We start from the raw sequence: 25,617 nt of genomic DNA, 5'->3' as shown, positions 1-25,617 counted from the left end.
GCCCATGCGCGTACGTACCACAAGAATAAGAGCTGTTCTGTTCATGGCGGCGAGACTAATCAGCGAAAATCGTGTCGTCAACGCATAAATGTATGAAGCGCGATATTTTCTTCTGTCAAACTGCGCCTCTCGATAAGATTATTGCCCTGACAGGGCATCTTCACCAGAGGAGAACACCTTCCAGCTCTCGTCAAGCTGGTTGCGAAACCATGTTGATTGCCGCTTGGCATATTGGCGGGTGGCGATAATCGATCGTTCGATAGCGTCTTCACGCGTCATCTCACCCGCAAAAAATGCCGAAATCTCGCGCACCCCGATCGCCTTCATCGCAGGCAATGCCGGATCAAGACGAAGCGCGCTCAACGCGCGCACTTCATCAAGCGCCCCATGGTCCCACATGAGATTGAAGCGTTGAGCAATCCGCCCGCCCAACCATTTGCGGTCGGGCAGCAACACGATCTTTGTTGCGCTTGCATCATCAACGAGAGCCGTTCCGGTATTCTTCTGCCAATACAGCAGCGACTTGCCGGTTCCTTCAAACACCTCCAGCGCACGCACAATACGCTGACTGTCAGTCGAGCGCAGTGTGGCGGCAATTTCCGGATCAAGTTCTGTAAGATGAGTGTGGAGCGCTTCTGCCCCTTCTTCACTCATTCTATTGCGCCAGTACTCGCGCACATCTGCGGGCACTTCCGGCATCTGCGAAAGACCGCCTAAAAGCGCACGGAAATAAAGTCCGGTGCCCCCAACAAAGATCGGTGTGCGGGCTCTGAGATCAGCACGCGATAAAAGGGCTTCGACATCTGCAAACCATTTTCCTGTCGAATAGGATACTGATGGCGCGACATGGCCGTACAGAAAATGCTCGGCTTCACGAAGCTCGTCAGATTGCGGGCGAGCGCTCAAAAGATCGAGCACATCATAAACCTGCATGGAATCGGTGTTCACGATGAAGCCGCCGGTCTTCTTTGCCATATGAAGGGCAAGAGCCGACTTGCCGCTGGCCGTTGGGCCAGCTATCAGGATTGCATCCTTTGCCGCTTCACTCATCGCAGGAAATATTCCTCATGTCCCGATCCGCTTCCCTCGTTGCTACACTGATTGCCAATCCGGCCAAAGCGTCGCTTATTCCGTCCTTGGGGATTAAAGCCTCGGCAGCAGTGAATGCAAGCGGGCTTTACTGGCTCGCCGACGGCATCGCCTGCGATATACCGCTTGCTTCCGGTTTAAGCCATGAAGAAGCAGATCAGGCGTTGCGCTCTTCCCTTGATGACGCTCCAGTTGATGTCGTGGTGCAGGAACAGGAAAGCCGGCGCAAGAAAATTCTGATTGCAGACATGGATTCCACCATGATCCAGCAGGAATGCATCGATGAACTGGCGGAAGAAGCTGGTCTTCGTGAACATGTTGCAGCGATCACCGCCCGTGCCATGAATGGTGAAATCGAGTTCGAACCAGCACTTCGTGAACGCGTAGCACTTCTTAAAGGCCTGCCACTGTCGGTAATCGACAAGGTTATCTCGACCCGCATTTCGCTGATGCCGGGTGGTGTCGAGTTGGTACGCACAATGCGTAAGCACGGCGCCTATACGGCACTTGTGTCTGGTGGCTTCACATCCTTCACACGCCGTGTTGCAGAAATGATTGGCTTTAACGAAGATCGCGCCAACACACTTCTTCATGATGGCGCGCATCTAAGCGGCACCGTTTCCGATCCGATCCTCGGCCGCGAAGCAAAAGTGGAAAAGCTGATCGAAATCGCTGACCGTCTTGGCCTCACCCCGCAGGATGCAATTGCCGTGGGTGACGGTGCCAACGATCTTGGCATGATCCAGCTCGCAGGCACAGGAGTCGCGCTTCACGCAAAACCAGCTGTCGCAGCGCAGGCAAAAGTGCGTATCGATCATGGTGATCTGACTGCCCTTCTCTATATTCAGGGTTATCGCAAATCGGATTTCGTTGAATGATTATTCTGGAAACGCCTCGCCTCATTATTCGTAACTGGGAAGATCGAGATCGTGAATTAATGCACGAGATCAACTCCGATGATGACGTGATGCGTTTCTTTCCATTTCGGCGCAATCGTGCAGAATCGGATGATCTGTTTGAGCGTCTGCAGAAAATGATTACTGAAACTGGATTTGGCTTCTACGCACTCGAAGAAAAACTGAGCGGGCAATGCATCGGATTTGCAGGCCTTGCCTGCACTGACCTTGAACCGCATTTTCCAAAAGGTACTGTCGAAATCGGCTGGCGACTAGCTCATCGTTTCTGGGGCAAAGGCTATGTAACGGAAGCTGGCAACGCGCTTCTGGCTTATGCCTTCGAAACACTGAACCTTCCCGAGGTCGTATCCTTTGCAGTGTTTAACAATGACCGTTCAACATCTGTTATGCAGCGTATAGGTATGGCTCGTGATGAGACTGGCGACTTCGATCATCCCAATGTGCCTGACGAAACGCCTCACCTCAAACATCACGTCGTCTACCGCTTAGCAAACTACACGAAGAACAGAATCACATTCAGAGCTACCCCGCCTAAATGATTCAAACTACAATGAAAAAAGGCGTCGCAAATTGTTGCGACGCCTTTTTTGTTTAAGAAAAGAATATTTAGTCGATGCGGATTGTCACAAAACGCAGTTCGCCGGAACGCGACGCAAGCATCAGCAACGCATTCTTACGGCCTTCACGACGCAGAGCATCAATTCGCTTCTTCACATCAGCCGGTGACTTCACAGTAACCTGTCCGATATCGACAATCACGTCGCCGGTTTCGATACGCTTTTCACCAGCAGCAGAACCGGGAGCAACATAAAGTACAGCCACCCCTTCCACATCTTCGGCAATGCCAAATTCGCCACGCACATCGTCGTTGATTTCCGAAAGCTTCATACCGAGCACCGACGTGCCAGCCTGTTCCTTTTGCTCCTTCTTAGGAGCGTTTGGAACTTCTTCACCCTCTTCGCCTTCTTCCATATCTGGCGGAGGTGCCTGATCTTCGGTCGCTTCCTCGCTGCTCTTATCGTCTTCGACCAAACGGCCAAGCTTGACCTTTACGGTTTTCTCTTCGCCATCGCGGACAACAACAACTTCGACTTCATCCCCGACAGCGCTTTCGGCAACAAGACGCGGCAGGTCACGCGCGCGCTCTACCGGCTTGCCGTCATAACGGATCACAACGTCACCCGCCTTGATCTCTTTATTGTCGACACCTGAATTTTCGATAAGACCGGCGATCAATGCGCCTTTAGATTCCTTCAGGCCAAGACTCTGGGCAATATCATCAGTGACCGGCTGGATACGAACACCGAGCCAGCCTCGGCGCACTTCGCCAAACTCTTTAAGCTGGTCGATAACGCCAACAGCCATTTCAGCCGGAATAGCAAAACCAATACCGATAGAACCACCCGATGGTGAATAGATCGCCGTATTGATGCCAATCACCTTGCCGTCCATATCAAACAGCGGACCTCCGGAATTACCGCGATTGATTGCAGCATCCGTCTGGATGAAATCATCATAAGGGCCAGACTGGATATCGCGCTTGCGTGCGGAAATAATACCGGCAGTCACTGTGCCGCCAAGGCCAAACGGATTACCGATTGCCAGCACCCAATCGCCAATGCGCGCCTTGTCCGAATTACCAAACTGCACGGATTTAAGCTTATGTTTCGTTGGATCAACTTTCAGCACGGCAAGATCGGTCTTTGTGTCCTTCCCCACCAGCTCCGCTTTCAACTTGGAACCGTCAACGAAATTCACTTCGATCTCATCTGCATCGGCAATGACGTGGTTATTTGTGACGATAAAGCCTTTTTCGGCATCAATCACAAAGCCCGAACCCAGCGATTGCACTTTGCGCGAATCGTTTTTCTTTGCGCCGTCCTTATCGTTGAAGAAGTCGTTGAAATACTCCTGAAACGGAGAACCTTCCGGCACCTGTGGCATAGGCACACCGCCGTCTTCTTCACCATCTTCCTTGACGGTCTGCGATGTCGAAATATTCACGACCGCATCCAGAAGCCCTTCAGCCAGATCAGCTACAGAACCCGGCCCCTGCCTGATTGGCGCTGTTTGCTGGGCGAACGAAGGTGCGGTGCCAATTGCAACTGTCCCTGTAAAACTCATCGCTCCAAGAGCTACGGTTGCTAGAAGGGTGCGAGCAAATCTCGCCTTGGGTGCAATTGCCATGAAGCTCTGCTCCGTTTCTGTCTGCGATAAGAAATCCAGAAGTTTAGATCGCTGCAAAATACGGCCTGTTTACGGCCCCGCATAGAGCGACGAGCAGAAATATAATGAATGAACTGGCTTATCCCCTGACAAGCCAGACAATGAAGACGCCAATTGCCAATGCCGAAAGCCCTGCAATCCGCAACATGCTTTCGGGCGCTTCTGATGCATCGCGCGCAAGCTTTTTGGCAAAAAAAGGAAAGCCGCCATAGAGCAGCCCTTCGAAGACGAAGAGAAGACCTACGGCGGCTAGAAAATCGCTCATTTGCGATAATTTCTCTTACTGAGACGGCGTTGCCAGTTTCCCACCAGCATCACGGAAGAACTTGAAGAACTCCGAATCCGGTGAGAGAACAAGCGTTGTGTCTGGCGTCTGGAGAGCTTCGCGATACGCTGCCATCGAACGGTAGAAGGCAAAGAAGCCAGGGTCCTTAGACGCAGACTGAGCGAAGATATCACTGCGCTGTGCTTCGCCTTCACCGCGAAGGATTTCAGATTCCTTACGTGCTTCAGCAAGCGTTTCCACAACCTGACGATCAGCAATAGCGCGGATACGCTGCGCTGCTTCACGACCACGCGCACGCAGACGTTCTGCTTCTGCAAGACGTTCTGCCTTCATGCGGTCGTAGGTCTGCTGCGAAACTTCAGCTGTCAGATCGGTACGACGAATACGAACATCTTCAATCGTGAGACCAAGCGAAGTCGCGTCAGCGCGCATCTGGTTTGCCACTTCACGCATCATGTCGCCGCGTTCTTCGGAGAGTGCAGCTTCAAAGCCACGCTGACCGTAAACGCCACGCAATGCAGCATCAAGACGCGTACGCAGGCGCTGTTCGGCGAGCAAAGTGCTACCCGAAACTGTCTCGCGGAATTTGCGGGCATCAGTAATACGATAAACGAGGAACGCGTCCACGTCGTAGAACTTACCGCCCGAAACCTGAACACGGATATCATCAAGATCGAAGCGCAGGAGACGATCATCGATCAACTGCACGGTATCTGCATCAAGAAAGCCGAAAGGCATTTTGAAATAGATGCCTGGTTCAGTCTTCACAGCAACAATCTGACCAAAGCGCAGAACGATTGCCTGCTGGCGTTCGTTAACAATGAACGTGGCCGAGTATGCCAGGAAAAGGATGACGGCGATGATACCGCCAATAATCGGAAGCCTGTTCTGAGACATTACTGTGCACCTCCGCCGGTCGTGGTTGCGTTTGCACCGGGACGCGGCTGCTGACGCATAAGTTCATTCAGAGGCAGATAAGGCACGACTTCTTTTCCGGGCTCCACGATGACTTTTTTCGTGCTCTTGAGTACCTGTTCCATCGTTTCTAGGAAAAGACGATTACGGGTAACTTCCGGCGACTTCTGATATTCGCCAAGCACCGAGCTGAAACGCTGCGCTTCACCTTCAGCTTCCTGGACAACACGGTTTTTATAAGCTGCTGCTTCTTCACGAAGCTGTGCCGCTTCACCGCGCGCCTGACCGAGACGCTGGTTGGAGTACTGGTTGGATTCTTCTACGAAGCGGTCTTCATCCTGTTCAGCACGCTGTACTTCATCGAACGCATCGGCCACTTCACGCGGCGGCGCTGCATCTTCGATGGAAACGGCGTTGACCTGAATACCGGCATTGTAGCGATCAAGCGTTGCCTGAACGATGTCGCGAACGCTCTGCGCAATGGCAGCACGGTTATCACGGAACACGTCCTGAGCTGGTCGGCGGCCGACGATCTCGCGGATCGCACTTTCCGAAACCTGCTGGACCATCGAGTCCGGATTATCGACATTGAACAAGTATGCACGCGGATCTGATACGCGGTAAAGCACCGAGAACTGAACATTGACGATGTTCTGATCGCCCGTCAGCATCAGGCCCTGCGTGGCGTTACGCGAGCCCTGCCCACCGATATTGATCTGCTTTTCGACGATCTGAGCCTTTTCATAGGTCTCGATCGGCCAGAAATGGAAATGCAGGCCCGGCTCGGAAACTTCAGCCTTTGGTTTACCAAAGCGAAGTTCCACGGCGAGTTCATCAGGCTGAACGGTATAGACCGACTGAAAAAGCCAGAAACCCAACACCGCTGCGCCGATGAGGAAAAATACGCCGCGATTGCTGCCGCCCTTGCCGCCACTGCCACCTGGAAAAACTTTTTTCAGACGGTCCTGGCCCTTACGGAGAATGTCTTCAAGATCCGGCGGTGTGTTTGGTCCGCCACCGCGCGGTCCCTTCGGTCCCTGCCCCCATGGGCCACCGTTGCCACCATTATTATTGTTATTGCCGTTATTATTATCGCCGCCGCCACCCCATGGGCCGCCGCCGCCATTCTGATTACTCCAGGGCATCCTCACCTCTCGTCCGGGAGACGGGAAAGCAAGCGCCACCTCCCGTCATCAACTAATGTTACCGTTTTATAGGCATCGCGAGGGCCGCTTTCAACGTGAGGCGGCAAATTTCCTGCGTTATAATTTACGCAACACGCCGTTCGTACTGAATATAGCGTGTTGGATGACTGTCTTTTTCGCCTGCAGGCACGTCTTCACTCGAAATTGCCTGCCAGATATCCGAATCGATTTCTGGGAAATACGTGTCACCATCAATCGTGGCCAGAACCCGCGTCAGATGCACCTTATCGGCCAATGGTAGCGCCTGCGCATAGATCTTGCCACCACCAATAATGCAGACTTCATCGACACCCAGCTCTATTGCAAGCTTGCGGCCGAGATTGATTGCATCTTCGAGCGAAGCAGTAATCTGAGCACCGTCGGCTGCAAAATTCGCATCTCTCGTTATCACGATATTTGGGCGCCCCGGCAAAGGCCGACCAATAGATTCCCATGTCTTCCGCCCCATAATCACCGGCTTACCAAGTGTGAGTGCCTTAAAGCGCTTGAGATCGGTATACAGTTTCCAAGGCATGTCATTGTCGCGGCCAATGACACCATTTTCCGCAGCAGCCACAATGATCGATACAATCGGATTTCGAGCAGTCATATCTTACACCGCGATCGGAGCTTTGATCGTCGGATCAGCTTCGTAACCCACCAGTTCGAAGTCTTCGAATTGGAAGGCAAACAGATCTTTGATATCCGGATTGATCCGCATGGTCGGCAATGCTTTTGGCGTGCGGGTCAGCTGTAAACGCGCCTGCTCGAAATGATTGGAATAGATATGCGCATCACCAAGAGTATGCACAAAGTCTCCCGGCTCAAGGCCCGCAACCTGCGCAATCATCATCGTCAGCAACGCATAGGATGCGATGTTGAAAGGAACCCCAAGGAAAATATCTGCCGAACGCTGATAGAGCTGGCAGGAAAGCTTGCCATCAGACACGTAGAACTGGAACAGGCAATGGCATGGCGGCAGCGCCATCTCATCAACAAGCGCCGGATTCCATGCAGATACGATCAGACGTCGTGAATTAGGATTTTCACGCAACATCTTGAGAAGATTCGCAATCTGATCAATGTGGCGGCCATCCGGGGCTGGCCATGAGCGCCACTGATAGCCATAGACAGGGCCGAGATCGCCATTCTCATCGGCCCATTCATCCCAGATCGAAACGCCGTTTTCCTTAAGATAGGCGATATTTGTATCGCCTTTGAGAAACCACAGCAGCTCATGAATGATTGAGCGCAGATGCAGCTTTTTGGTGGTTAGAACCGGAAACCCTTCGGCCAGATTGAACCGCATCTGATAACCGAAAACCGAACGCGTACCCGTTCCTGTACGGTCGCCACGGTCAACGCCATTGTCGAGCACATGCTGGAGAAGGTCGAGATAGGTACGCATAGGGAAACTTTCCGAGTCCGATTCGCTTTAGGACCACTATAAAGAAAAACCTCGGCGCGACGAGGCACCGAGGTTTCAAACTCCACAAGGGAGTGAATGGATCAGAGGTCGCCGAGCTTACCAAGCTGCTTTGCGACGAGATAATAGAAGGTGACGCGGTGCTTGTTGCGATCGCCCTTCATCACTTCAGCTACATGGTTGACCACTTCTTCAGCCTTGGCAGCGTCGGCAACACCGAGCTTCTTCGCTACCCAGCTATCGCGCACGCGCTTGAGTTCTTCCGGATCGGTTGCTGAAACTAGAGAGGAATCGCGATTGCGCAGCGCAATGCCGAGATGCTTTACGATCTTCTCGACAGCGGCTTCATCAGCGCCAGCATCATAACGACGGACATCCGCGAGATAGTCACTCATATATCCACTCTCCTTAGATTGGGTATCTGCCCCGATTAAACCTCCGACACAGCTGGATATTTCTGTTTCTATCCAGCATGCACCGGTAGTGGAGTGAGGATTGACCAGCCTGCGCTGACTGTCAATAAAAATGAACGCTAAAAGCGAAGAGCAAGATCGGCGAACAACCTGTTAAATCATAACTACCCCCTTCCAATCGAAGGGAAGGACGCCTATATACGGCGTGTCAGCGCAAGCTGACTATGGTGATAAATGGACGATGTAATAAACCTATTGGACCCGGGGGCGGTACCCGGCGCCTCCACCACAACGCAAGAAGCATTAAAAGCGAGTTGCGCTGCGGCGGGGGCGAAATAGGATCGACAAGGGTGTAAAGATCGCTCTTTTGCTCGGCATGATACCACCGTTATCGGGTCAATTGAGTAGTTGCAAATGACAACAAAGCTCAGGGTTACGCTCTCGCTGCCTAATGGCGGTGCGGGAAACCCACTCTAAAGCCCTTAGGGTTAGCACCTTAAGGCGGGGTTCGGAGGCACCTGGCAACAGAAGCCTCCACTTCTCTACAAAATTACAGCGGCTTAAATGAAAACGGCTCCAGAAAATCTGAAGCCGTTCTGTTTTAGACTATTGCTGCTTCTGTATCCGGCTCTGTCTTGCGCGAGAAAACAATCAGCGCAAGCAGGAAAGCCGTCACGGCACAGGCGGCGATTCCGCCTATCATTGGCAGTGCAGAACCATCGAAGAAAGCACCTGTGATACCAATTGCGATACCGCCAATCACAAAGTGCAGTGTTCCCAAAAGTGCTGAGGCAGTTCCCGCAATTTCACCATGGTCTTCCAGTGCCAGCACGGCAGTTGTCGGGATAACCAGACCAAGGAAACCGTAACCGACAAACAGGAAGCTGGCGATTAGCCAAAGCGAATGATGACCCATTAGCACGGCAGCGAACATCGCAAGCATAACAGCTGCAAATCCCGATACCGCCACGCGCATCACGCGGCGCAACCCAAAACGGGCACCCAAAACACCATTGAGCTGCGACACACTAAAGAACGAGACCGCGTTCACCGAGAATGCCACAGCATATTGGCTTCTGGTCAGGCCATAATGGTCGATCAAAATGAACGACGAGTTAGCCAGATAGACAAAGAAAGAAGCGATACCGAACCCACCAATGGCAGCCAGCCCCATGAAGTAACGATCTTTGAGCAGGCGTCCATAGCCGCGCAATGCGCTGCTGAGATTACTTTCAAGACGCGCTTCGGCCCCTCTCGTTTCTTTCAGAGCTGTTGCAACTAGCACGATGCCGACAAGAGCTGCGACAAGCACCGCCCAGAACACGCCGCGCCAACCAAAGAAATCAATAAGCACCGAGCCACTCAAAGGCGCGAGGATCGGTGAAATCGAGAACACAAGCATGAGCAGCGACATTAATCGTGCAGCATCCACGCCTGTATGGAGATCACGCACCACAGCACGCGGGATCACCGTACCGGCAGCAGCTCCAAGGCCCTGAAGGAAGCGGAACATCACAAGGACATCAATATTGGTCGCTAAAGCCGACCCGACGCTGCCGATCGCAAACAAAATAAGTCCGCCATAAAGAGGCACCTTGCGCCCCACCATGTCAGATAACGGGCCACAAAATAGCTGTGCAATCGCCAAAGCGATAAAAAACGCCAGAAGGCTCATCTGAACTGCACCGGTTTCAGCGCGCAGATCAGTCGCAATCGTCGGCAATGCTGGCAGATACATATCAATCGCAAAAGGGCCTATTGCTGACAAAAGACCCAGAATAATTGCGTTGCGCACGAGACCGGAAGTAGCAGAGCCAGATGAGGATCCTAAACGGGTGCCTGAACTCATGGGGGGAGCACTTTCATCAATGTTTCGTGAGTCGCCTGTTACGATTTCGGCCCCGGGTCATCGCTTGGGAGGATGGCAGGTCAGGGTCGAAATATCGCAACCGGATGTCTATCCACATGTTATCGCTGAATATTTTCAATTATATCTGTGACAAACCGGCCCCCAACCGGATATCGCAGCCTTTAAAAACAGTGTAGCAATCCGCATAATGGACGAGATGTCAAAACCGTTTTGACACAAGTGTAAAATTAGACACTATTGTCCAAACCGTCAAGTCGTCTTATGTTATGAATATGAAACCTACTGACATGCTCGATATAGCCGTTCTGCCGGACAGACGTGCCACCCTTTCGAAAGGGATGAATTCTGCGGCAGTGAAACCGGGGCAATGCATGAAGCGCGACTTCATTCTTTGCGCTGCAGCCCGCGTATTTTACCGCGATGGGTTTCAAGGTGCGAGCATAGATCTGATTGCCAGCGAAGCCGGAGTATCCCGTCAGACGATCTATAATCATTATCGCGACAAGGAAGCACTACTTGCAGCTGTCGTTGACGATGCCTTCGACCGGATGACTGCTAGCCTTTTCGCTGTTTTAGCCACTTTTCCGCAGTCGGGCGAAAACCTGGAAAAGGCTTTGATCTCATTTTCCATCAGGATGAGCCGTAGCTGCGTTTATGACTCTTCTACTGTTTTTCTTCGCAAACTTTTTCAATCCGACGAAGATGCTCTGCCGTTGAAAAGCGATATTTGCAGTAATCGCGGCCCCGCACAAGCCGTGCCAGCAATTGCCGCTCATCTGGCTCGTCTTGCGCTTGCCGGCGACTTGCAGATTGAGGATCCGGACCTCGCCGCTCGCCATTATCTGGCACTTATCAATGCTGACATTCACTACCACCTCCTGACAGGCCAAAGTGTGGATGATAGCATTATCGAGAAAAGCTCGATCAATGGTGTCCGGACGTTTCTGATGGCATTTGGAAAGCGCGCTTAGGTCTTCCTCCCCCCTCACATTCGCGGCCTGATTGCTTTTACAGTCCCACCGTCGTGGGAGTTGAGCTTTTTCACGATATAATTTTCAATTCAATTGAGAACAAACTTGACATCAACCCGCGAATCCGTGGGATAAGCAAATCATGGTACAGGATTTGATCCGTTACGATATTTTGGCTCAGGAAGCCCTCCGCGGCGTCATTCGCAAGGTTCTTGCGGAGGTCGCGTCAACTGGCTTGCCTGGAAACCACCACTTCTTCATCACGTTCCTGACGGGAGCGCCTGGTGTGCGCATTTCATCGCGCCTCAAGGAAAAATATCCTGAGCAGATGACGATCGTGTTACAGCACCAGTTCTGGGATATGGTAGTGACAGACCAGCTTTTTGAGATTGGTCTGTCCTTCGGTGATGTCCCTGAAAAGCTGACCGTTCCGTTCTCGGCTATCCGCGGCTTTTACGATCCTTCCGTGAACTTCGAGCTGGAATTCGACGTGTCCGTCGTTCAGCCGACCAGTGACAATGACGAAGGCAGTAATATTTCTTCAATTGAGCTGATTTCTTCTGAAGAGACCCCGGCCAAAAAGCCGAAGTCAAAACCGCGCAAAACTGCTGCGGAAAAGGAAGATGCAGCCGCCAAGGAAAACGAAGCGTCAGAAGGCGATGATGCAGAATCCAAGCCATCTGCGGATGTCGTTTCGCTTGATTCTTTCCGCAAGAAGTAAGCTTAAACCTTCCTTATGAGATCAGCGCCAGAGCAGGTTTTCCTCTCTGGCGTTTTCATTTGCGCGCTCAAAAGCGACCTTCCCATAAGCCAGATTTTTTGCCCAATTGACTTTAATCAAGGCATACGGACAATTAGGCGATAATTATACAAATATTGGCAACGATTTGGATGGTGGTTTTATGCTGCGTTTAATTGCACAGGCAGTCTTGTGGCTCAGCGGGCTTATTGCTGCGGTATTCGTTGCAAAGGATGAGCCGAATTTTCCGCTCTGGCAAATGACGTTCGGCTTGCTTATGCTTGTTGTGCTGTCATTGGCCATCTGGTGGTTTACAAACCCCAGAACGCCAAGAAAATAACAGGGGCGGTTGCAAGCCTAACCCACTAATCGAATAACAGGCTTTCATGAGCGATATCGTCAATCTGCGCCAGTTCAAGAAACAGAAGGCTCGCCAGTCGAAAGAACAGCAGGCCGAGCAGAACCGTATTCTTCATGGACGCACGAAAGCCGAGAAAGAATTCGCGCGAGAAGAAACGCGAAAAGCTGAAAAATTCCTCACCCTCAATCGGCTGGAGCCGAGCAAGAAACCGGATGACGGAGCGTGAGTGTCTCTGCCCGGCTTCGCAAGCATTCCGTCAGCATTCGTGGACATGCCACCAGCTACACGCTGGAGGACCCCTTCTATGAAATCATAGAAGAGATAGCTCAAGAACGTGAGATGGCCGTTGCCGCTCTCATCGCGGAAATCGACAGTCAACGCGACCGAATGATAAATCTTTCATCAGCTTTGCGTCTTCATGCGCTTGAATGGCTTAAAGCCAAACTGCCAGTAACAAATTAACCTAATTTAAGGCTGAGTTTGTGGGCTGGGCTGCGTATCTGGCGAAGGCTCTAGACTCTTCAGGAAATCATTAAGCGACTGACCATTCTGGCCATTGAGAGGTGCTCCGCCGCCACTTGGCACAGGTATGGTAGCCCCATCATTTTGCATTTGCTCAGCCCTGCGTTGGGCCTCAGCCCGTGCATCGGCTTCAGCTTTTTTGCGCGCTTCCTCTTCCTGCTTCACACGCTCGCGCTCCTGTTCATCGGAAGTAAGCAAATCAAGTTGGCGACGCAGCTGCTGTTTTTCAACAATGCTTGCCTGCATCGCTTCAACGCGCTCCTGCTCACGCTCAAGCGCACGCTGTGTGAGGAATTGCACCAGCGGCTGACGGTCAAACTGAGCCGAAGGCGCGTCATAAGTGCCGCCGATTGAATAACGCAAATTGGCAGCGCCATCAGCTTCAGCATTATCTGCGTTTTTGAAAGACAAGCTGCCAGTACCACCCAAAGCAAGCGTGGAAAGATCAAACTGCAAGTCACCAGAAAGCACCGTATCGCCAGCGCTCAAACTAAATGGCGAAAGTCGCGCGATGCCACCGGCGATGGTGAAATCAAATCTGGTCATGCCTGCAATAAACTGCCCTTGGCCAACTGCTTTATCGGCAATTGCCACAAACTGCTTCGCATCAATCTGCGTGGCACCTGTAGGCTGATCTGCCAGTGTATCAGCTGCTGTCAACATCGCGGGGAAACTAGCAGCATCAAGCCCGTTGATGGCGAAGTTTTCAACATCTGCACTTCCCGTGCCCGCAAGTGATGACACGAGTTCCGCGACACTTGTGCCGCTGCCGTTCAGCGACAATGCGGCCTTCACTGTCCCGGCAAGCGGGATGCCACCATCTGGCAGATGGTAGAGGTCCTGAAGTGCTGCACCACTCCATTTTAGGTCAGAGGTCAACAGCGCAGTCTTGTCGTTATTGCGCAGCGAAACGTTACCAACCAGATAGCCACCAGCCCAATTTCCAGTCAGTTCACCAAGCGTGAGCCCATCAATGCTTTTTTGCAGCCGCGTGGAAAAATCACTGACTGTTCCAAATCCATCCATATGCGCCTGGGCTGCGGTCAGTTTCATGTCCATGAGCAACGGCAATGACGGTCGAACAGCAAAAGTGTTTTTCGGCCACACAGACCCTTTACCCGCTTTTGTCGGTTCTATCGCATCCTGCCCAAGCATGATCCCAGCAAGGCTCGCCAGCTCAATTGATGCAAGCTTTGCTTCACCCTTGATCTGCGGCAGACCACTGTCAGAAAAATTCGCCTCTATGCGTGCAGAGATGTCATCGCCGCCAAGTTTTCCTGCGAAATTTGGGAAGCGCAGCAAACCTTTTGCGAACTGAAAATCACTGGAGAGATCGGCAGAAAGCCCTTCCCCAAAACCAGGAAGCGTGTAACCGGCCGTCGCAATGAAGGGCTGCAAATCGGCCGATTTCAACTGAGCCTTGCCGCTCGCAGCAATATCGCCGCCAACCAATGAAAGAATACCATCGGCGACCGCGTTACCGTCAGGCGCGGTAAGCTTGAGTTGAGTACGCATACCAGCGCTTGGTGCACCCTGCATCGTCAGATCAGCGGTCAATTCACCAGCAAGGCCAAGTGGCAAAGATGGAACTCCCAGCAATGCAAGCACTGTCTCGCCATTCGGCGACGATGCTGTGCCATTAAGCTGCATTTGCATCGGATCACTGTCGGAGCTGCCACCACTCGTTGTTCCGGATAAATCAAGCTTCATCCCGCCCGCTTTGCCAGTCACACTGAACGAGGCTTCTCCACCTTTGGCTGGTGTCTTTGTGTTCGCTTCTTTGGTGCGCGCGCTTTTATCCTTGCCCGCATTTTTGCTCGCGGCGGTTGCCGATGCGGCAACGTTGCTGGGCGGTGCAACCGCATTTGCGATGATGTTGATTTCAGTGTCTTCGAACAGGCCGGGATAGTTATCCGCGCGCGCTGAAAGCGAGCGGAAGAACGGAACCTGCGGATGGCGATGCGCAGCCAAAGTCAGGAATTGCGAAAGATCGGAAGACAACAAGGTCGCATCCAGCGAGCCAGATGGCGCAGTCGCAAAAGGCTCATAAGTTCCGGTTGCAGTAAGGGTTGTGCCCGCGACGTCATTGATCATCAAGCGATCAAAATCAAAACGGCCACCATGCACGCGTACAGCGAGATCGACGCTGCCTGCTTCCATATCCTCATATTGGACTGGGCCTGCTTTAAAGCCGATATCAAGCGCCTGTCCATCAAGCGAGGCCATGCCGTGGCCGTCTGAGAAAAAACCAGTAAACGCCCGCAAAGCATTTCTATCAACAGAACCACCCTGTAGGCGCAAAGTGATAGCAGGTTCAGCTGAACCTGCTATCTGACGCAAGAAACTGCCCTTGAGTGTCGTTTTGCCAAGTCCGATTTCGAGATTATCGATGCTCTGCATTCCGTCGCGCAGATCAACTTTGCCTGAAAAACCGACGCCATCGAGTTTGCGGATCGATTCATCGACTGTTTCATTGAGCCACGAAGCAAGACCGGATGGTTGACGTGAGGCCACAAGCATATCACCCGCGAACCCGAAATCGCGTCCCACTGAAAGCCTGCCCTTGGCTTCAACCTTGGTGCGACCTGGAAGGTCGGCTGCGAACTGGCGAATATTCCAGCCATTGCCATCAGGCTCCGCACTGACGGTTACGGAACGAATTGTGGTACCACCTGCAATTACCGCAGGCAGACGCAAATCGACATTGCCAGGCATGCCAGGTATCGGAAATTGCTCCAGTATTCGCCGGGCAATCGCGACTCGATCGGCAATCGGAATGGTCTGCACTTCCGCTTGGCTCTCTTGCGTATCGACCGGACCCCAAAAAATCTGCTGGCCATCAGCGCTGATCTCAAAGCGCGGCGTATCACCGTAATCAATCAGCGCCTTGCCGTTCACAACATAAGGGTTGTCGGCAGGCCCCTGCTCCATGCGAAACTCGCTCGCATCGAAACGGCTCTTGTTTGCATCGAATTTTCCACTAACGCGAAGATCGCTGAAGAATGGCTTCTCGATTGGAGCCTTCTGGTTTTTGGCAGCAGGTGCCATCGCATCAGCAGAGCGCAGTGAGAAATTACCGGCATAATTCAACCGGCCATCATCAAGCGTGATGTCACCATCAGTTTCAAACGATGCAGGTACAGCTTCGGGCGAAATACGCGCGCGCAGACGCAATGAACCATTTGGTTTTGCTTCGCCGCTGTTAAGATCGAGCGCGAGCTTTTGCCCTTCGATGTTGAGTGTACCGTTGGCATTCCACGGACCTGCAAGACTATTGGCCGACATAACAGCATTAATCGCTGTCGCTTCATGCGAACGGCCACTGGCTCTGTCGACCAGTGTCGCCTTGCCATCTGTGATCGAAAGACGTTCAACCTTGATCTTCGCCGGATCGAGCGGCGTTGACGGGCGAATTGCCCAATCAACCTTGCCATCCTTATCAAGCGAAATTGTTGCCTGCGGACGCTCCACGCGCATATCGAAAATCAGCAACTGGCCGCGCAGAAACGGCATCAGTTCGGCATCCATCGAGAAAGTATCGACAGTCATTACCGGATGTTTGACATCTGCCCCCACCCGCACATCGGAGAAAGCCACCGAAGGAAACGGCAGCAATCGAGCACTGACATCGCCTGTCACATGAACCGGCCGGCCAAGGATCTGGCTTGCCTCACGTTCGAACTCAGCCCGATAGCCGCTCCAGTCGACAAATGGCGGCACGACAAGCGCTGCAGTCAAAAGCAGCACCAGCAATCCACCCACGATGACGAATATGCGACCCAAACGAAGCTCCGATAAAATGCTTAATGTTCGCCGCACGAAACAAAGGGTGAATCACGCGGTCTTTATCGGTGCAACATAACGGCATCGTTCCGGCGATAACAAGGCAAATTGCCTTCTCCGAAGCGATTCATGGCTGTTTCATGGGTGATATTGAATCGCCTTATCAAAAAGACGATTCAAAACGCTGATTTGAATCAGGAAATCAGGATTTTCCCGGGGTTCATAATGTTATACGGGTCGATCGCTTTCTTGATCATCCGCATATAATCAGTCGCCTCACCAAGCTCCATGGGAAGGTATTTCATCTTACCCTGCCCGATGCCGTGCTCGCCCGTGCAGGTGCCTTCCATAGCAATTGCACGCCGGACCAGACGATCCATGAAATCTTCGGCGCGCTCCATCTCCGATGCATCATCGGTATCGAGCAGAAGCAGAAGATGGAAATTGCCATCCCCAACATGGCCCACGATTGGCGCAATCAGAGCGCTTTCAGCCAAATCTTTTTCTGTCTCGGCAATACAGTCGGCAAGCCGCGAAATCGGCACGCAGACGTCAGTTGAGACTCCCTTTGCGCCTGTGCGCAGAAGGAAGGACGCAAGATAGGCATCATGCCGCGCACGCCAGAGCCGGTCGCGTTCTTCTGGATCATTGGTCCAGCGAAATTCTCCGCCACCATTTTCAGCGGCAATCTCGCCAAAGATTTCGGCCTGTTCGGCGACGCCGGTTTCCGTGCCGTGGAACTCGACAAACAGATATGGCTGGGCCTCATAAGGCAGTTTGGAATGCAGGATCAGCGCTTCCATCTGAAGCTTGTTGACAAGCTCAATGCGCGCAACCGGAATACCCATCTGGATGGTTTCAATCACCGCGCGGCAAGCCGATTCAACATCCGGGAATGGGCAAATCCCGCCTGAAACAGCCTGCGGAATACCTTGGAGCTTCAAGGTAAGTTCGGTGATGATACCGAGCGTCCCTTCTGAACCGATCAACAGGCGTGTCAGATCATAGCCAGCGGCTGTCTTTTTCACGCGCTTGGACGTTTCGATAAGACGGCCATCCGGCATAACGGCTTTGAGCGCCAGCACGTTTTCGCGCATGGTGCCATAGCGCACCGCATTGGTGCCGGAAGCACGCGTCGAAGCCATACCGCCGAGTGTTGCGTTCGCACCCGGATCAATCGGGAAGAAAAGCCCGGTATCGCGCAGATACTCGTTGAGTTCGCGACGTGTGATCCCCGGTTCAATAACGCAATCCAGGTCTTCCGCATGAACAGCCAGAACGCGGTTCATCTGTGTGAGATCAATCGAAACACCACCCGCAGGCGCATTCACCTGACCTTCAAGCGAGGAACCGGCACCAAAGGCAATCACCGGAACCTTATGCTCAGCACAGATGCGGACGACTTCCTGCACGTCCTGCGTATTATGCGCAAAAATGACAATGTCAGGTGCCTGTGTCGGCACATAAGTCGTCGTGTGGCCATGCTGCTCGCGGATTGCCTGCCCGGTCTGGGCGCGTTCGCCAAAACGCTGTTTCAGGATTTCAACTGCGGCAGCAATACCCTCCTCATTACGCTGAAGGGCAACCACATTCTGAAGCGACATTGTTCATTCTCCGTATTTCAAATTAGAGCGCCGGGCGCTCTAACACTTTAAAATCAGAGCATAATTTTACGCTAAACTGATTCAAGTTTAAGGATTTTTCTCTATGCTGCGGGCAAAGCCAGAGCGACGGGGTCTTGGCCGAGATGCTCCGCAATGGCTCGCACAACCAGGTTATGATCCTCTCGCTGCGGCAGACCTGAAACAATTGCTGTTCCAATCACCCCTGCACCCGCCACATTGATCGGGAAACCGCCACCCGCGAGAGCATAATCGGCAACATCAAGCGCCTTGTGGGCCGCAAACATCTTGTCGTCGCGGTTCTGTTCAAGAACAAGGCGATAGCTCGAAGCATGAAACCTTCGCACGACATTGAATTTGCGGCGCAGCCATTCGCTGTTGTCCACAGTCGTTCCGGCAGTAGATGCAAAGAACAGACGGCGATCCCAAAGCGAAATATCGATAGCAACTGAAAGCTTTTGCTTCACGGCCAGATCACGAATGCGATGACCAAGAGAAAACGCATCATTTTCGTTGAAAGACGTGAAAATCAACGCCTGTTCCTGTCGGATAATCTGCTTGATATCGTCGCTCTGAGCCATGTTGCATTATCTCCCCAAAATTCAGTGTGAGTTCTTTTGCGCCCTCAATCACATGAAGGCAACCGCTTACCCGCACCATCAAACTTGATTGATCGCGCGTGAACCGCTAGTGGAGCCTTATGGCTCAGAAACCGAATATTGATGTACCCGCAAAAGGCGACCGCATACCGGAGTTTGTGGAAACCGCCGTATTCAAGCGCGATGTTTTTTCCGAAACCCGCGCAGGCTATTTTGCGGGCGATCCGGAAACCCGCATCATTCGCCGCGTGGTCAGCGCCGCTCCATGGTGGTCGAAGCCGCTGGCATGGATTTTGGCGCGGCGTGAAATCCGTGGCCTGAAAACAGTCCGCGGCATCGAAGGTGTTCCACAGCTTCTTTTTACTGATCGTGACGGCCTTTATCGTTCATGGACGGATGGCACACCCCTGCATCTTGCGCGGCCTTCCGATCCCAAATGGTATCGCACAGCGCATCGCATTCTGCGCGACATGCGCCGTATGGGCGTTACGCATAACGATCTTGCCAAGCCACAAAACTGGTTGATGACGCCAGAAGGCGAAGCAGCTGTAATCGATTTCCAATTGGCAAGCGTACATCGTCGTCGCGGTGCATTCTATCGCCTGCTGGCCTATGAAGACTTCCGTCACCTTATAAAGCAGAAACGCGCCTTTGCTTCCGATCTGATGACACCGACCGAAAAGCGTATTCTCGCGCGGCGCTCGCTGCCATCACGTATCTGGCTCGCGACCGGCAAAAAAGTCTACAACTTTATCACCCGCGGCATTTTCAACTGGTCGGATGGTGAAGGCACGGGCGACCGTATCGACAATGAAGGCCCAGCCATCATGGCGGCCCTCAAGTCTGATCCGCGCGTGAAAGACGTGGCGCTTGCGCTCTATTCGCTGCCCGCCAAAGGCGTTGGCCTTTATGCGTTCGTTGAAACTCTGGATGCAGATGAAAAAAGTCTGCGTGCGCGGCTAAAGGGAACGAAGCTTGAACTCATCCAGCCGGTTGCACATCTGCCTCGACGTGATGACGGCACAATCCGTGACGACATCCTGCGCCTGATCGCCATGAACCAGATGACAGAGCTCGATGATTTGCTGAGCCGCGAGCCGGAAATGCGCGGATTGGTGGAAGCCCTTGCTTCGCACCGCCTCAATTTCACGGACCGGCGCGTCACTCAGCTTGAGTAATTTACTGGTCTTTCTTCCAAGAATCACTACATTCGGTGCAAATGTCCGATTTCCCCGACGATATGCCGTTTTTCGGCGATGACGTACCGGCTGACCGCGCGCCTGCGGCAGGCTCAATTGCCGCACGCGCCATGGCAGCGCGCAACCAACAACGTGGCGAACCCGATTATCTACAAGGGCTGAACCCAGAACAGCGCCAGGCCGTTCTGACCACAGAAGGTCCGGTTCTGGTTCTCGCGGGTGCAGGCACGGGTAAGACTCGCGTTCTCACCACACGTATTGCGCATATTCTAACAACCGGCCGCGCCTATCCAAGCCAGATTCTCGCCGTGACCTTTACCAACAAGGCCGCGCGCGAAATGAAGGAACGTATCGGCCATCTGGTTGGCGGTGCGGTTGAAGGTATGCCCTGGCTTGGCACGTTCCACTCCATCGGGGTGAAATTGCTGCGTAAACACGCTGAGCTGGTAAACCTCACTTCTGACTTCACCATTCTGGATACGGATGATGTGATCCGGCTGATCAAGCAGCTTATTCAGGCCGAAGGTCTGGATGACAAGCGCTGGCCTGCCCGTACTTTCGCCAACATGATTGATGGCTGGAAGAACAAAGCCTTTGGTCCTGCCGATATCCCCGAAGGAGATGCACGTTCGTTTGGCAACGGCAAAGGCCGTGAACTTTATCACGCCTATCAGGAACGCTTGCGCACGCTGAACGCCTGTGACTTTGGCGATCTGCTGCTGCATCCGATTCGCATTTTTCGCAATCATCCGGATATCCTGCGCGAGTATCACGCCAAGTTCCGATACATTCTGGTGGACGAGTATCAGGACACCAACACCGCGCAATATATGTGGCTACGTCTTCTGGCTCAGAGGCCTAAATCAAAATCAACAGCGCCCGTCGCCACAGAAAACACGCCGATACAGCCCGCTAGGGCGTCCGAGCCAATGCGAGGCCCCCGCGGAGCCGGTGAGCATAGCGAACTCGGCGTGAGCGAAAACAAAGTCAATCTCTGTTGCGTGGGCGACGACGATCAGTCGATTTATGGCTGGCGCGGCGCAGAAGTGGATAACATCCTCCGCTTTGAGAAGGATTTTCCGGGCGCAGTCGTCATCAAGCTTGAGCGCAACTATCGCTCGACGGCGCATATTCTCGGTACTGCAGCGCATCTGATTGCACATAATGAAGGTCGTCTCGGCAAAACGCTTTTCACTGAAGCGCCAAACCCTGATGATCCAAAAGTCAAAATCCACGCCGCATGGGATTCAGAAGAAGAAGCCCGTGCAGTTGGAGAAGCGATTGAACAGGCGCAGCGTCAGGGCCATCTGCTCAACAATATGGCGATCCTCGTGCGTGCATCCTTCCAGATGCGTGAGTTCGAAGATCGCTTCGTGACGCTCGGCCTCAATTACCGGGTCATCGGTGGTCCGCGCTTCTATGAACGCCTCGAAATTCGGGATGCCATGGCCTATATGCGCGTTGTTGCGCAACCGGCCGACGATCTGGCACTTGAGCGCATCATCAACACGCCGAAGCGTGGGCTTGGTGAAGCGGCCATTCGTCAGGTTCATGATTATGCCCGCGCACGCGATATTTCGATGTTTGCTGCGGCCTGCGATCTGGTTGAAACCGAAGAGCTGAAGCCAAAGCCGCGTTCGGCACTGCGTGAAGTGGTCGATAATTTCCGTCGCTGGCAGTCACTTCTCGACAATACCCCACACACAGAACTCGCCGAAACCATTCTCGACGAGTCTGGCTACACAGCCATGTGGCAGAATGACAAATCGGCAGAGGCGCCAGGCCGTCTAGAAAACCTCAAGGAACTTATCCGTTCCATGGAGGAATATGAGAGCCTGCGCGGCTTCCTTGAGCATGTTGCGCTCGTCATGGATGCCGAGAAGAACGAGGATATGGATGCCGTCAACATCATGACGCTCCATTCCGCAAAGGGTCTCGAATTTGAAACCGTCTTCCTGCCCGGCTGGGAAGAAGGCCTGTTTCCACATCAGCGTGCGCTCGATGAAGGCGGACGCTCTGGTCTGGAAGAAGAACGTCGCCTCGCCTATGTCGGCGTGACGCGCGCCAAAAAGAACCTGCATATCTGGTTCGTTTCCAATCGCCGCATTCATGGCATGTGGCAATCGACCATTCCGTCTCGCTTTCTGGAAGAACTTCCTGAAACGCATGTCGAAGTAGCGGAAATGGAAGGCAATTACGGCGGTTACGGCAATAGCGGCTATGGACAATCGCGCTTCGACAAGGCTGATCCTTTCCAGAACTCCTATTCGACGCCCGGCTGGCAGCGCGCGCAGCAGAACCGCTCGGATGCTACTCGCAACAATTGGGGTTCACGCTCCGGTGCCAATGTCGAACGCATTGGCTATGGCGAAACGGATTCAGGCTTTGGTGCTGGTCGTGGTTCCATTAAGGGGCGCACGATTGACGGTGAACTGGTTGCAAAATCGGTTGCTGACAAACCATCAGACTTCTTCGTCGGCGACCGCGTGTTCCATATCAAGTTTGGCAATGGAACAATCGCGACGATTGATGGAAACAAGCTGACCATCGACTTCGATAAAGCCGGACAAAAACGCGTTCTCGACAGCTTCGTCCAGCGTGCATAGATCATGAAAACTAAATAAGCCGGAAATTATTCCGGCTTTCCTTTCTCCCACGTCACATCGCCTTTAAAGAGTGGAACGGTCGACAGCGATGTCTTGGCTGAACCATCCTGAACCTGTGTCACATGAGCGAGATAGAGCAGCGTATTGTTCTTCTGGTCATAGATGCGCGTGATGACCAACTTCTTCCAGATCAGGCTTGTGCGTTCTGAGAAGACCCGCTCTCCGCCTTTGCCAAGCTTGATGTCTCCAATGGTAATCGGACCAGACTGCTCACAGGAAATCGAAGCGTTGGACGGGTTTTCGAACCAGTTGCCTTTTTGCAACCGGTCAATCATGCCACGAGAAAACGACGCCAGATAACAGGTAACGCCCTGCACCTTCGGGTCCTGCACAGCATCAACCACAATATCATTGCCCAGCCAGTCCACACCGACCTGACCGACTTCCTCAGCCGATACGGCAGCCGATGCGCCGATCAGCAACATTGGGGCAACAAGCAATCCAGCGAGCTTATTCAATTTGGACATTGGAAATCTCCAGTAACTGTGATGGAAAAATGGAGAAGCAAATCGGGCTTTGCAAGATTGGGATGCTTAAACACCCCATTTTTCCAGAAAGGCTTCGATTTCAAGCACCTGAATGTCGGGAACAGCTTCATAAAGCTTTTCCACTGGCCAGTCCCACCAGTTGAGTGCGAGCAGTCTTTCAATGATTTTGTCGTCAAAGCGCTTGCGAATGATCCGTGCCGGAACGCCGCCCACGACATGATAAGGCGCTACGTCTTTCGTCACCACCGCATTGGCACCGATCACCGCGCCATGGCCGATGGTCACGCCGGGTGTAATCACCGCACCATGGCCGATCCACACATCATTGCCAATGGTGACACGCTTTGCCTGACGTCGCGCGCGGAACTCGCCGTCCACACCTAAATAACGGAAATATTCATTGGGCCGGTAGCTCACCTTATGGGTCGTCAACCGTTCCATCGGATGCTCAAGCGCGTTTATGCGCACATTAGCAGCAATAGAGCAGAATTTTCCGATCTCAGCATAAATGCCTTCGCCATTACGCTCAAAATAGGTGAAGTCGCCCACCGTGACTTCACGCAGGATTACGCGCTCACCAATGTCGACATACCGGCCCAGCTTGCTGGATTTGAGCTGCGCGGTCGAATGGATCCGCGGTTCGCTATTCTGGAAACGAAGGTCTTCACCCTGCGTCATTTCAAAACTTTCTGAAATCTTTGCACTCTGCTAGACTGACATTGCAGTTCCAACATCGCCTGCGGCAGTTAGTCAGCGCTTGCATATAAGCGCTTTCCTGTCGCAGATCGATGTAAATTCAGAATAGCGTGCTTATGTGCGATAAATACAAAACAAAATTCAAGGCTGACTGGACATGAAAAAATTCCTGCCCATCTTCATCTTCGCTTTCATCATCGTGATTGTCGGTGCTGCTGGCTTTAATCTGATCCGTGACCGCAATTCAGCTGACCAGCCATTCGGCGGTTCGTTCAATCTGGTGTCGATGGATGGGAAACCATTTACCGAGAAAGACCTGCGCGAAACACCTTCCCTTGTCTTCTTCGGCTTCACCCATTGTCCTGATGTTTGCCCGACCACGCTTTATGAACTGGACGGTTATCTGAAACAGCTCGGCCCTGAAGCTGCTGATATTAAAGCTTATTTCATTTCTGTTGATCCTGAGCGCGATACGCAGGACATCATGAAAACCTATGTCAGCAACGTATCCGACCGCATTATTGGTGTCACCGGCACACCTGAAAGTGTAGCTGACGTGGTAAAGTCCTATCACATTTATGCCAAGAAAGTTCCAACTGAAGACGGCGAGTACACAGTCGACCACACGGCTTCTGTTTTCCTTCTCGATAAGGGCGGTCGCTTCCGCGGAACAATCGCCTACCAGGAGAACCCAGATACTGCTCTGGAAAAGTTGAAGAATCTGGCCAAAGGTCGCGCAAACGGGTAAACAAAGCTTCCAATTCGATTTGAGAGCTTTTTATCCATGCCCCAATCACGACTCTTCTTTTCGGCTGACAAGACGGAAGCCGAACGAATCTATGACATCATCGAACAAGCATTCGAGGATGAAGCCTTCCCGATTGCGATTACCGAAATCGATGAAGACCGTCAGATTTTCGAAGTTTCCGTCTATACCGAAGATGGAGCCGAGGAACTTGCAGCGCGCATAGACGCGCTGGTGGGTGCAGGCAAGTTTGAAACAGAGGAACTGCCAGATATTGACTGGGTCACGCACTCGCTTTCAGTCCTGAAGCCAGTTCGAGCCGGACGTTTCTTCGTGCATGGCTCGCATGATAGCGACAAGCTTCAAGCTGACGACATTCCGATTTTGATCGATGCGGGCCTTGCTTTCGGCACCGGTCATCATGGCACCACATCAGGTTGCCTTGAAATGATCGAAGAAGTGGTTGAGCGCGAACATCCAACCAACGCGCTCGATCTCGGCACCGGCTCCGCAGTTCTGGCAATCGCCATTGCCAAGCTTGCACCGATTCCAGTCCTAGCCACCGATATCGACCCGATTGCTGTCACTGTTGCCGCTGAAAATACCGTTCTCAACGGCGTGAGTGAGCATGTCATCACAGCGACTGCCGAAGGCTTTGACCATCCTATCTTCCGTTCCTATACGCCGTTTGATCTGATCGTCGCCAATATTCTCGCCAATCCGCTGATGGAGCTCGCACCTGCGCTCAAATCGCATCTGGCTCCAAGCGGCTCAATCATCCTGTCCGGTATTCTCGACAGCCAGCATGATATGGTACTTGCTGCCTATCAGGCGCAGGGTTTGACGCATATCAAAACGCTGCACCGCGAAGGCTGGGTCACGATTCATCTGAAATAACGC

The 25,617-nt window shown here is 52.8% G+C and carries 25 protein-coding genes and 1 other RNA gene; 12 read left to right on the top strand and 14 right to left on the bottom strand.

The window, feature by feature from the left end; genetic code table 11:
- Positions 1–138: 138 nt before the first annotated feature.
- The gene (gene miaA, locus RT142_RS08675) at positions 139–1,050 is read right to left on the bottom strand and encodes a tRNA (adenosine(37)-N6)-dimethylallyltransferase MiaA (protein WP_313028333.1); all 912 of its coding nucleotides are present in this window, start codon (positions 1,048–1,050) and stop codon (positions 139–141) included.
- A 17-nt stretch (positions 1,051–1,067) separates the two neighbouring features.
- Between miaA and serB the strand changes: the two genes are divergently transcribed.
- Positions 1,068–1,967, top strand: a complete 900-nt coding sequence (serB, locus tag RT142_RS08670) for a phosphoserine phosphatase SerB (protein WP_112805720.1) — start codon at positions 1,068–1,070, stop codon at positions 1,965–1,967.
- The gene (locus RT142_RS08665; RefSeq protein WP_112805718.1) at positions 1,964–2,545 is read left to right on the top strand and encodes a GNAT family N-acetyltransferase; all 582 of its coding nucleotides are present in this window, start codon (positions 1,964–1,966) and stop codon (positions 2,543–2,545) included. The genes serB and RT142_RS08665 overlap by 4 nt, the downstream gene beginning before the upstream one ends.
- A gap of 67 nt (positions 2,546–2,612) precedes the next feature.
- Here RT142_RS08665 and RT142_RS08660 read toward each other — a convergent pair whose 3' ends face one another.
- From RT142_RS08660 to RT142_RS08630, 7 genes are all read right to left on the bottom strand, one after another.
- Positions 2,613–4,193, bottom strand: a complete 1,581-nt coding sequence (locus RT142_RS08660) for a Do family serine endopeptidase (RefSeq protein ID WP_112805716.1) — start codon at positions 4,191–4,193, stop codon at positions 2,613–2,615.
- A 118-nt stretch (positions 4,194–4,311) separates the two neighbouring features.
- A complete protein-coding gene (locus RT142_RS08655) occupies positions 4,312–4,497 on the bottom strand; it encodes a DUF2065 domain-containing protein (RefSeq protein ID WP_007875705.1) in 186 nt (61 codons plus the stop codon).
- 15 nt (positions 4,498–4,512) lie between these two features.
- A complete protein-coding gene (gene hflC, locus RT142_RS08650) occupies positions 4,513–5,415 on the bottom strand; it encodes a protease modulator HflC (RefSeq protein WP_007875707.1) in 903 nt (300 codons plus the stop codon).
- Positions 5,415–6,578: an FtsH protease activity modulator HflK gene (hflK, locus tag RT142_RS08645; protein ID WP_064320808.1), complete on the bottom strand. Its 1,164-nt coding sequence runs from the start codon at positions 6,576–6,578 to the stop codon at positions 5,415–5,417. Before hflK ends, hflC begins: the two co-directional genes overlap by 1 nt.
- 124 nt (positions 6,579–6,702) lie before the next feature.
- Positions 6,703–7,227 (bottom strand): dihydrofolate reductase, encoded by a 525-nt coding sequence (locus RT142_RS08640; RefSeq protein ID WP_112805714.1) that lies wholly within the window; start codon positions 7,225–7,227, stop codon positions 6,703–6,705.
- 3 nt (positions 7,228–7,230) lie between these two features.
- Positions 7,231–8,025: a thymidylate synthase gene (locus RT142_RS08635; protein ID WP_007875713.1), complete on the bottom strand. Its 795-nt coding sequence runs from the start codon at positions 8,023–8,025 to the stop codon at positions 7,231–7,233.
- 101 nt (positions 8,026–8,126) lie between these two features.
- A complete protein-coding gene (locus tag RT142_RS08630; RefSeq protein ID WP_007875715.1) occupies positions 8,127–8,438 on the bottom strand; it encodes a DUF2853 family protein in 312 nt (103 codons plus the stop codon).
- 186 nt (positions 8,439–8,624) lie between these two features.
- On the opposite strand from RT142_RS08630, the gene ssrA reads away from it, so the two are divergent.
- Positions 8,625–8,995: a transfer-messenger RNA gene (ssrA, locus tag RT142_RS08625) on the top strand.
- A gap of 62 nt (positions 8,996–9,057) precedes the next feature.
- Here the strand turns inward: ssrA and RT142_RS08620 are convergent.
- A complete protein-coding gene (locus tag RT142_RS08620) occupies positions 9,058–10,305 on the bottom strand; it encodes a multidrug effflux MFS transporter (protein ID WP_007875717.1) in 1,248 nt (415 codons plus the stop codon).
- A 287-nt stretch (positions 10,306–10,592) separates the two neighbouring features.
- Between RT142_RS08620 and RT142_RS08615 the strand changes: the two genes are divergently transcribed.
- From RT142_RS08615 to RT142_RS08595, 5 genes are all read left to right on the top strand, one after another.
- Positions 10,593–11,297: a TetR/AcrR family transcriptional regulator gene (locus RT142_RS08615; RefSeq protein ID WP_231195843.1), complete on the top strand. Its 705-nt coding sequence runs from the start codon at positions 10,593–10,595 to the stop codon at positions 11,295–11,297.
- Between the two features lie 142 nt (positions 11,298–11,439).
- Positions 11,440–12,018 carry an SspB family protein gene (locus RT142_RS08610; protein WP_064320810.1) on the top strand — a complete coding sequence of 193 codons (579 nt, stop codon included), beginning with the start codon at positions 11,440–11,442 and terminating at the stop codon, positions 12,016–12,018.
- Positions 12,019–12,124: 106 nt separating this feature from the next.
- A complete protein-coding gene (locus tag RT142_RS08605) occupies positions 12,125–12,376 on the top strand; it encodes a hypothetical protein (RefSeq protein ID WP_064320811.1) in 252 nt (83 codons plus the stop codon).
- 46 nt (positions 12,377–12,422) lie between these two features.
- Entirely contained in the window at positions 12,423–12,623 is a 201-nt protein-coding gene (locus RT142_RS08600) for a DUF4169 family protein (RefSeq protein WP_007875721.1), read from the top strand.
- Positions 12,620–12,859: a ribbon-helix-helix domain-containing protein gene (locus tag RT142_RS08595; RefSeq protein WP_007875722.1), complete on the top strand. Its 240-nt coding sequence runs from the start codon at positions 12,620–12,622 to the stop codon at positions 12,857–12,859. Before RT142_RS08600 ends, RT142_RS08595 begins: the two co-directional genes overlap by 4 nt.
- Positions 12,860–12,865: 6 nt before the next feature.
- Here RT142_RS08595 and RT142_RS08590 read toward each other — a convergent pair whose 3' ends face one another.
- From RT142_RS08590 to RT142_RS08580, 3 genes are all read right to left on the bottom strand, one after another.
- Complete coding sequence (locus RT142_RS08590; protein ID WP_313028327.1) at positions 12,866–16,702, bottom strand: AsmA family protein; 3,837 nt, start codon at positions 16,700–16,702, stop codon at positions 12,866–12,868.
- Between the two features lie 194 nt (positions 16,703–16,896).
- A complete protein-coding gene (locus RT142_RS08585) occupies positions 16,897–18,306 on the bottom strand; it encodes an FAD-binding oxidoreductase (protein ID WP_231195837.1) in 1,410 nt (469 codons plus the stop codon).
- A 101-nt stretch (positions 18,307–18,407) separates the two neighbouring features.
- On the bottom strand, positions 18,408–18,905 hold the full coding sequence (locus RT142_RS08580; RefSeq protein ID WP_064320815.1) for a heme-degrading domain-containing protein: 498 nt from the start codon (positions 18,903–18,905) through the stop codon (positions 18,408–18,410).
- A 119-nt stretch (positions 18,906–19,024) separates the two neighbouring features.
- Between RT142_RS08580 and RT142_RS08575 the strand changes: the two genes are divergently transcribed.
- Both RT142_RS08575 and RT142_RS08570 read left to right on the top strand, forming a co-directional pair.
- The gene (locus RT142_RS08575) at positions 19,025–20,101 is read left to right on the top strand and encodes a serine/threonine protein kinase (protein WP_007875734.1); all 1,077 of its coding nucleotides are present in this window, start codon (positions 19,025–19,027) and stop codon (positions 20,099–20,101) included.
- Between the two features lie 41 nt (positions 20,102–20,142).
- Positions 20,143–22,728, top strand: coding sequence for an ATP-dependent helicase (locus tag RT142_RS08570; protein WP_112805706.1), 2,586 nt, complete (start codon positions 20,143–20,145; stop codon positions 22,726–22,728).
- A 26-nt stretch (positions 22,729–22,754) separates the two neighbouring features.
- Here RT142_RS08570 and RT142_RS08565 read toward each other — a convergent pair whose 3' ends face one another.
- Both RT142_RS08565 and RT142_RS08560 read right to left on the bottom strand, forming a co-directional pair.
- Complete coding sequence (locus RT142_RS08565) at positions 22,755–23,255, bottom strand: CreA family protein (protein ID WP_113160019.1); 501 nt, start codon at positions 23,253–23,255, stop codon at positions 22,755–22,757.
- Positions 23,256–23,321: 66 nt separating this feature from the next.
- Entirely contained in the window at positions 23,322–23,954 is a 633-nt protein-coding gene (locus RT142_RS08560; protein WP_313028324.1) for a DapH/DapD/GlmU-related protein, read from the bottom strand.
- 175 nt (positions 23,955–24,129) lie between these two features.
- On the opposite strand from RT142_RS08560, the gene RT142_RS08555 reads away from it, so the two are divergent.
- Both RT142_RS08555 and RT142_RS08550 read left to right on the top strand, forming a co-directional pair.
- Positions 24,130–24,720, top strand: a complete 591-nt coding sequence (locus RT142_RS08555; RefSeq protein ID WP_064320817.1) for an SCO family protein — start codon at positions 24,130–24,132, stop codon at positions 24,718–24,720.
- A 36-nt stretch (positions 24,721–24,756) separates the two neighbouring features.
- Positions 24,757–25,614 carry a 50S ribosomal protein L11 methyltransferase gene (locus tag RT142_RS08550; RefSeq protein WP_007875745.1) on the top strand — a complete coding sequence of 286 codons (858 nt, stop codon included), beginning with the start codon at positions 24,757–24,759 and terminating at the stop codon, positions 25,612–25,614.
- The last annotated feature ends 3 nt before the right edge of the window (positions 25,615–25,617 follow it).

This window comes from Brucella sp., from assembly GCF_032066345.1.
Lineage (GTDB): Bacteria > Pseudomonadota > Alphaproteobacteria > Rhizobiales > Rhizobiaceae > Brucella > Brucella pseudogrignonensis.
This window is presented reverse-complemented; position numbering and strand designations above follow the sequence as displayed.

Excerpts from the sequence above, each read along its gene's own strand:
- RT142_RS08610 (WP_064320810.1), top strand. The coding sequence starts at position 11,440 with ATGGTACAGGATTTGATCCGTTACGATATTTTGGCTCAGGAAGCCCTC.
- hflK (WP_064320808.1), bottom strand. The coding sequence starts at position 6,578 with ATGCCCTGGAGTAATCAGAATGGCGGCGGCGGCCCATGGGGTGGCGGC.
- RT142_RS08660 (WP_112805716.1), bottom strand. The coding sequence starts at position 4,193 with ATGGCAATTGCACCCAAGGCGAGATTTGCTCGCACCCTTCTAGCAACC.
- RT142_RS08620 (WP_007875717.1), bottom strand. The coding sequence starts at position 10,305 with ATGAGTTCAGGCACCCGTTTAGGATCCTCATCTGGCTCTGCTACTTCC.
- RT142_RS08555 (WP_064320817.1), top strand. The coding sequence starts at position 24,130 with ATGAAAAAATTCCTGCCCATCTTCATCTTCGCTTTCATCATCGTGATT.
- miaA (WP_313028333.1), bottom strand. The coding sequence starts at position 1,050 with ATGAGTGAAGCGGCAAAGGATGCAATCCTGATAGCTGGCCCAACGGCC.
- RT142_RS08640 (WP_112805714.1), bottom strand. The coding sequence starts at position 7,227 with ATGACTGCTCGAAATCCGATTGTATCGATCATTGTGGCTGCTGCGGAA.
- RT142_RS08570 (WP_112805706.1), top strand. The coding sequence starts at position 20,143 with ATGTCCGATTTCCCCGACGATATGCCGTTTTTCGGCGATGACGTACCG.
- RT142_RS08565 (WP_113160019.1), bottom strand. The coding sequence starts at position 23,255 with ATGTCCAAATTGAATAAGCTCGCTGGATTGCTTGTTGCCCCAATGTTG.
- RT142_RS08560 (WP_313028324.1), bottom strand. The coding sequence starts at position 23,954 with ATGACGCAGGGTGAAGACCTTCGTTTCCAGAATAGCGAACCGCGGATC.
- RT142_RS08615 (WP_231195843.1), top strand. The coding sequence starts at position 10,593 with ATGAATATGAAACCTACTGACATGCTCGATATAGCCGTTCTGCCGGAC.
- RT142_RS08600 (WP_007875721.1), top strand. The coding sequence starts at position 12,423 with ATGAGCGATATCGTCAATCTGCGCCAGTTCAAGAAACAGAAGGCTCGC.
- RT142_RS08655 (WP_007875705.1), bottom strand. The coding sequence starts at position 4,497 with ATGAGCGATTTTCTAGCCGCCGTAGGTCTTCTCTTCGTCTTCGAAGGG.
- RT142_RS08635 (WP_007875713.1), bottom strand. The coding sequence starts at position 8,025 with ATGCGTACCTATCTCGACCTTCTCCAGCATGTGCTCGACAATGGCGTT.
- RT142_RS08550 (WP_007875745.1), top strand. The coding sequence starts at position 24,757 with ATGCCCCAATCACGACTCTTCTTTTCGGCTGACAAGACGGAAGCCGAA.
- RT142_RS08665 (WP_112805718.1), top strand. The coding sequence starts at position 1,964 with ATGATTATTCTGGAAACGCCTCGCCTCATTATTCGTAACTGGGAAGAT.
- RT142_RS08585 (WP_231195837.1), bottom strand. The coding sequence starts at position 18,306 with ATGTCGCTTCAGAATGTGGTTGCCCTTCAGCGTAATGAGGAGGGTATT.
- hflC (WP_007875707.1), bottom strand. The coding sequence starts at position 5,415 with ATGTCTCAGAACAGGCTTCCGATTATTGGCGGTATCATCGCCGTCATC.
- serB (WP_112805720.1), top strand. The coding sequence starts at position 1,068 with ATGTCCCGATCCGCTTCCCTCGTTGCTACACTGATTGCCAATCCGGCC.
- RT142_RS08580 (WP_064320815.1), bottom strand. The coding sequence starts at position 18,905 with ATGGCTCAGAGCGACGATATCAAGCAGATTATCCGACAGGAACAGGCG.
- RT142_RS08575 (WP_007875734.1), top strand. The coding sequence starts at position 19,025 with ATGGCTCAGAAACCGAATATTGATGTACCCGCAAAAGGCGACCGCATA.
- RT142_RS08630 (WP_007875715.1), bottom strand. The coding sequence starts at position 8,438 with ATGAGTGACTATCTCGCGGATGTCCGTCGTTATGATGCTGGCGCTGAT.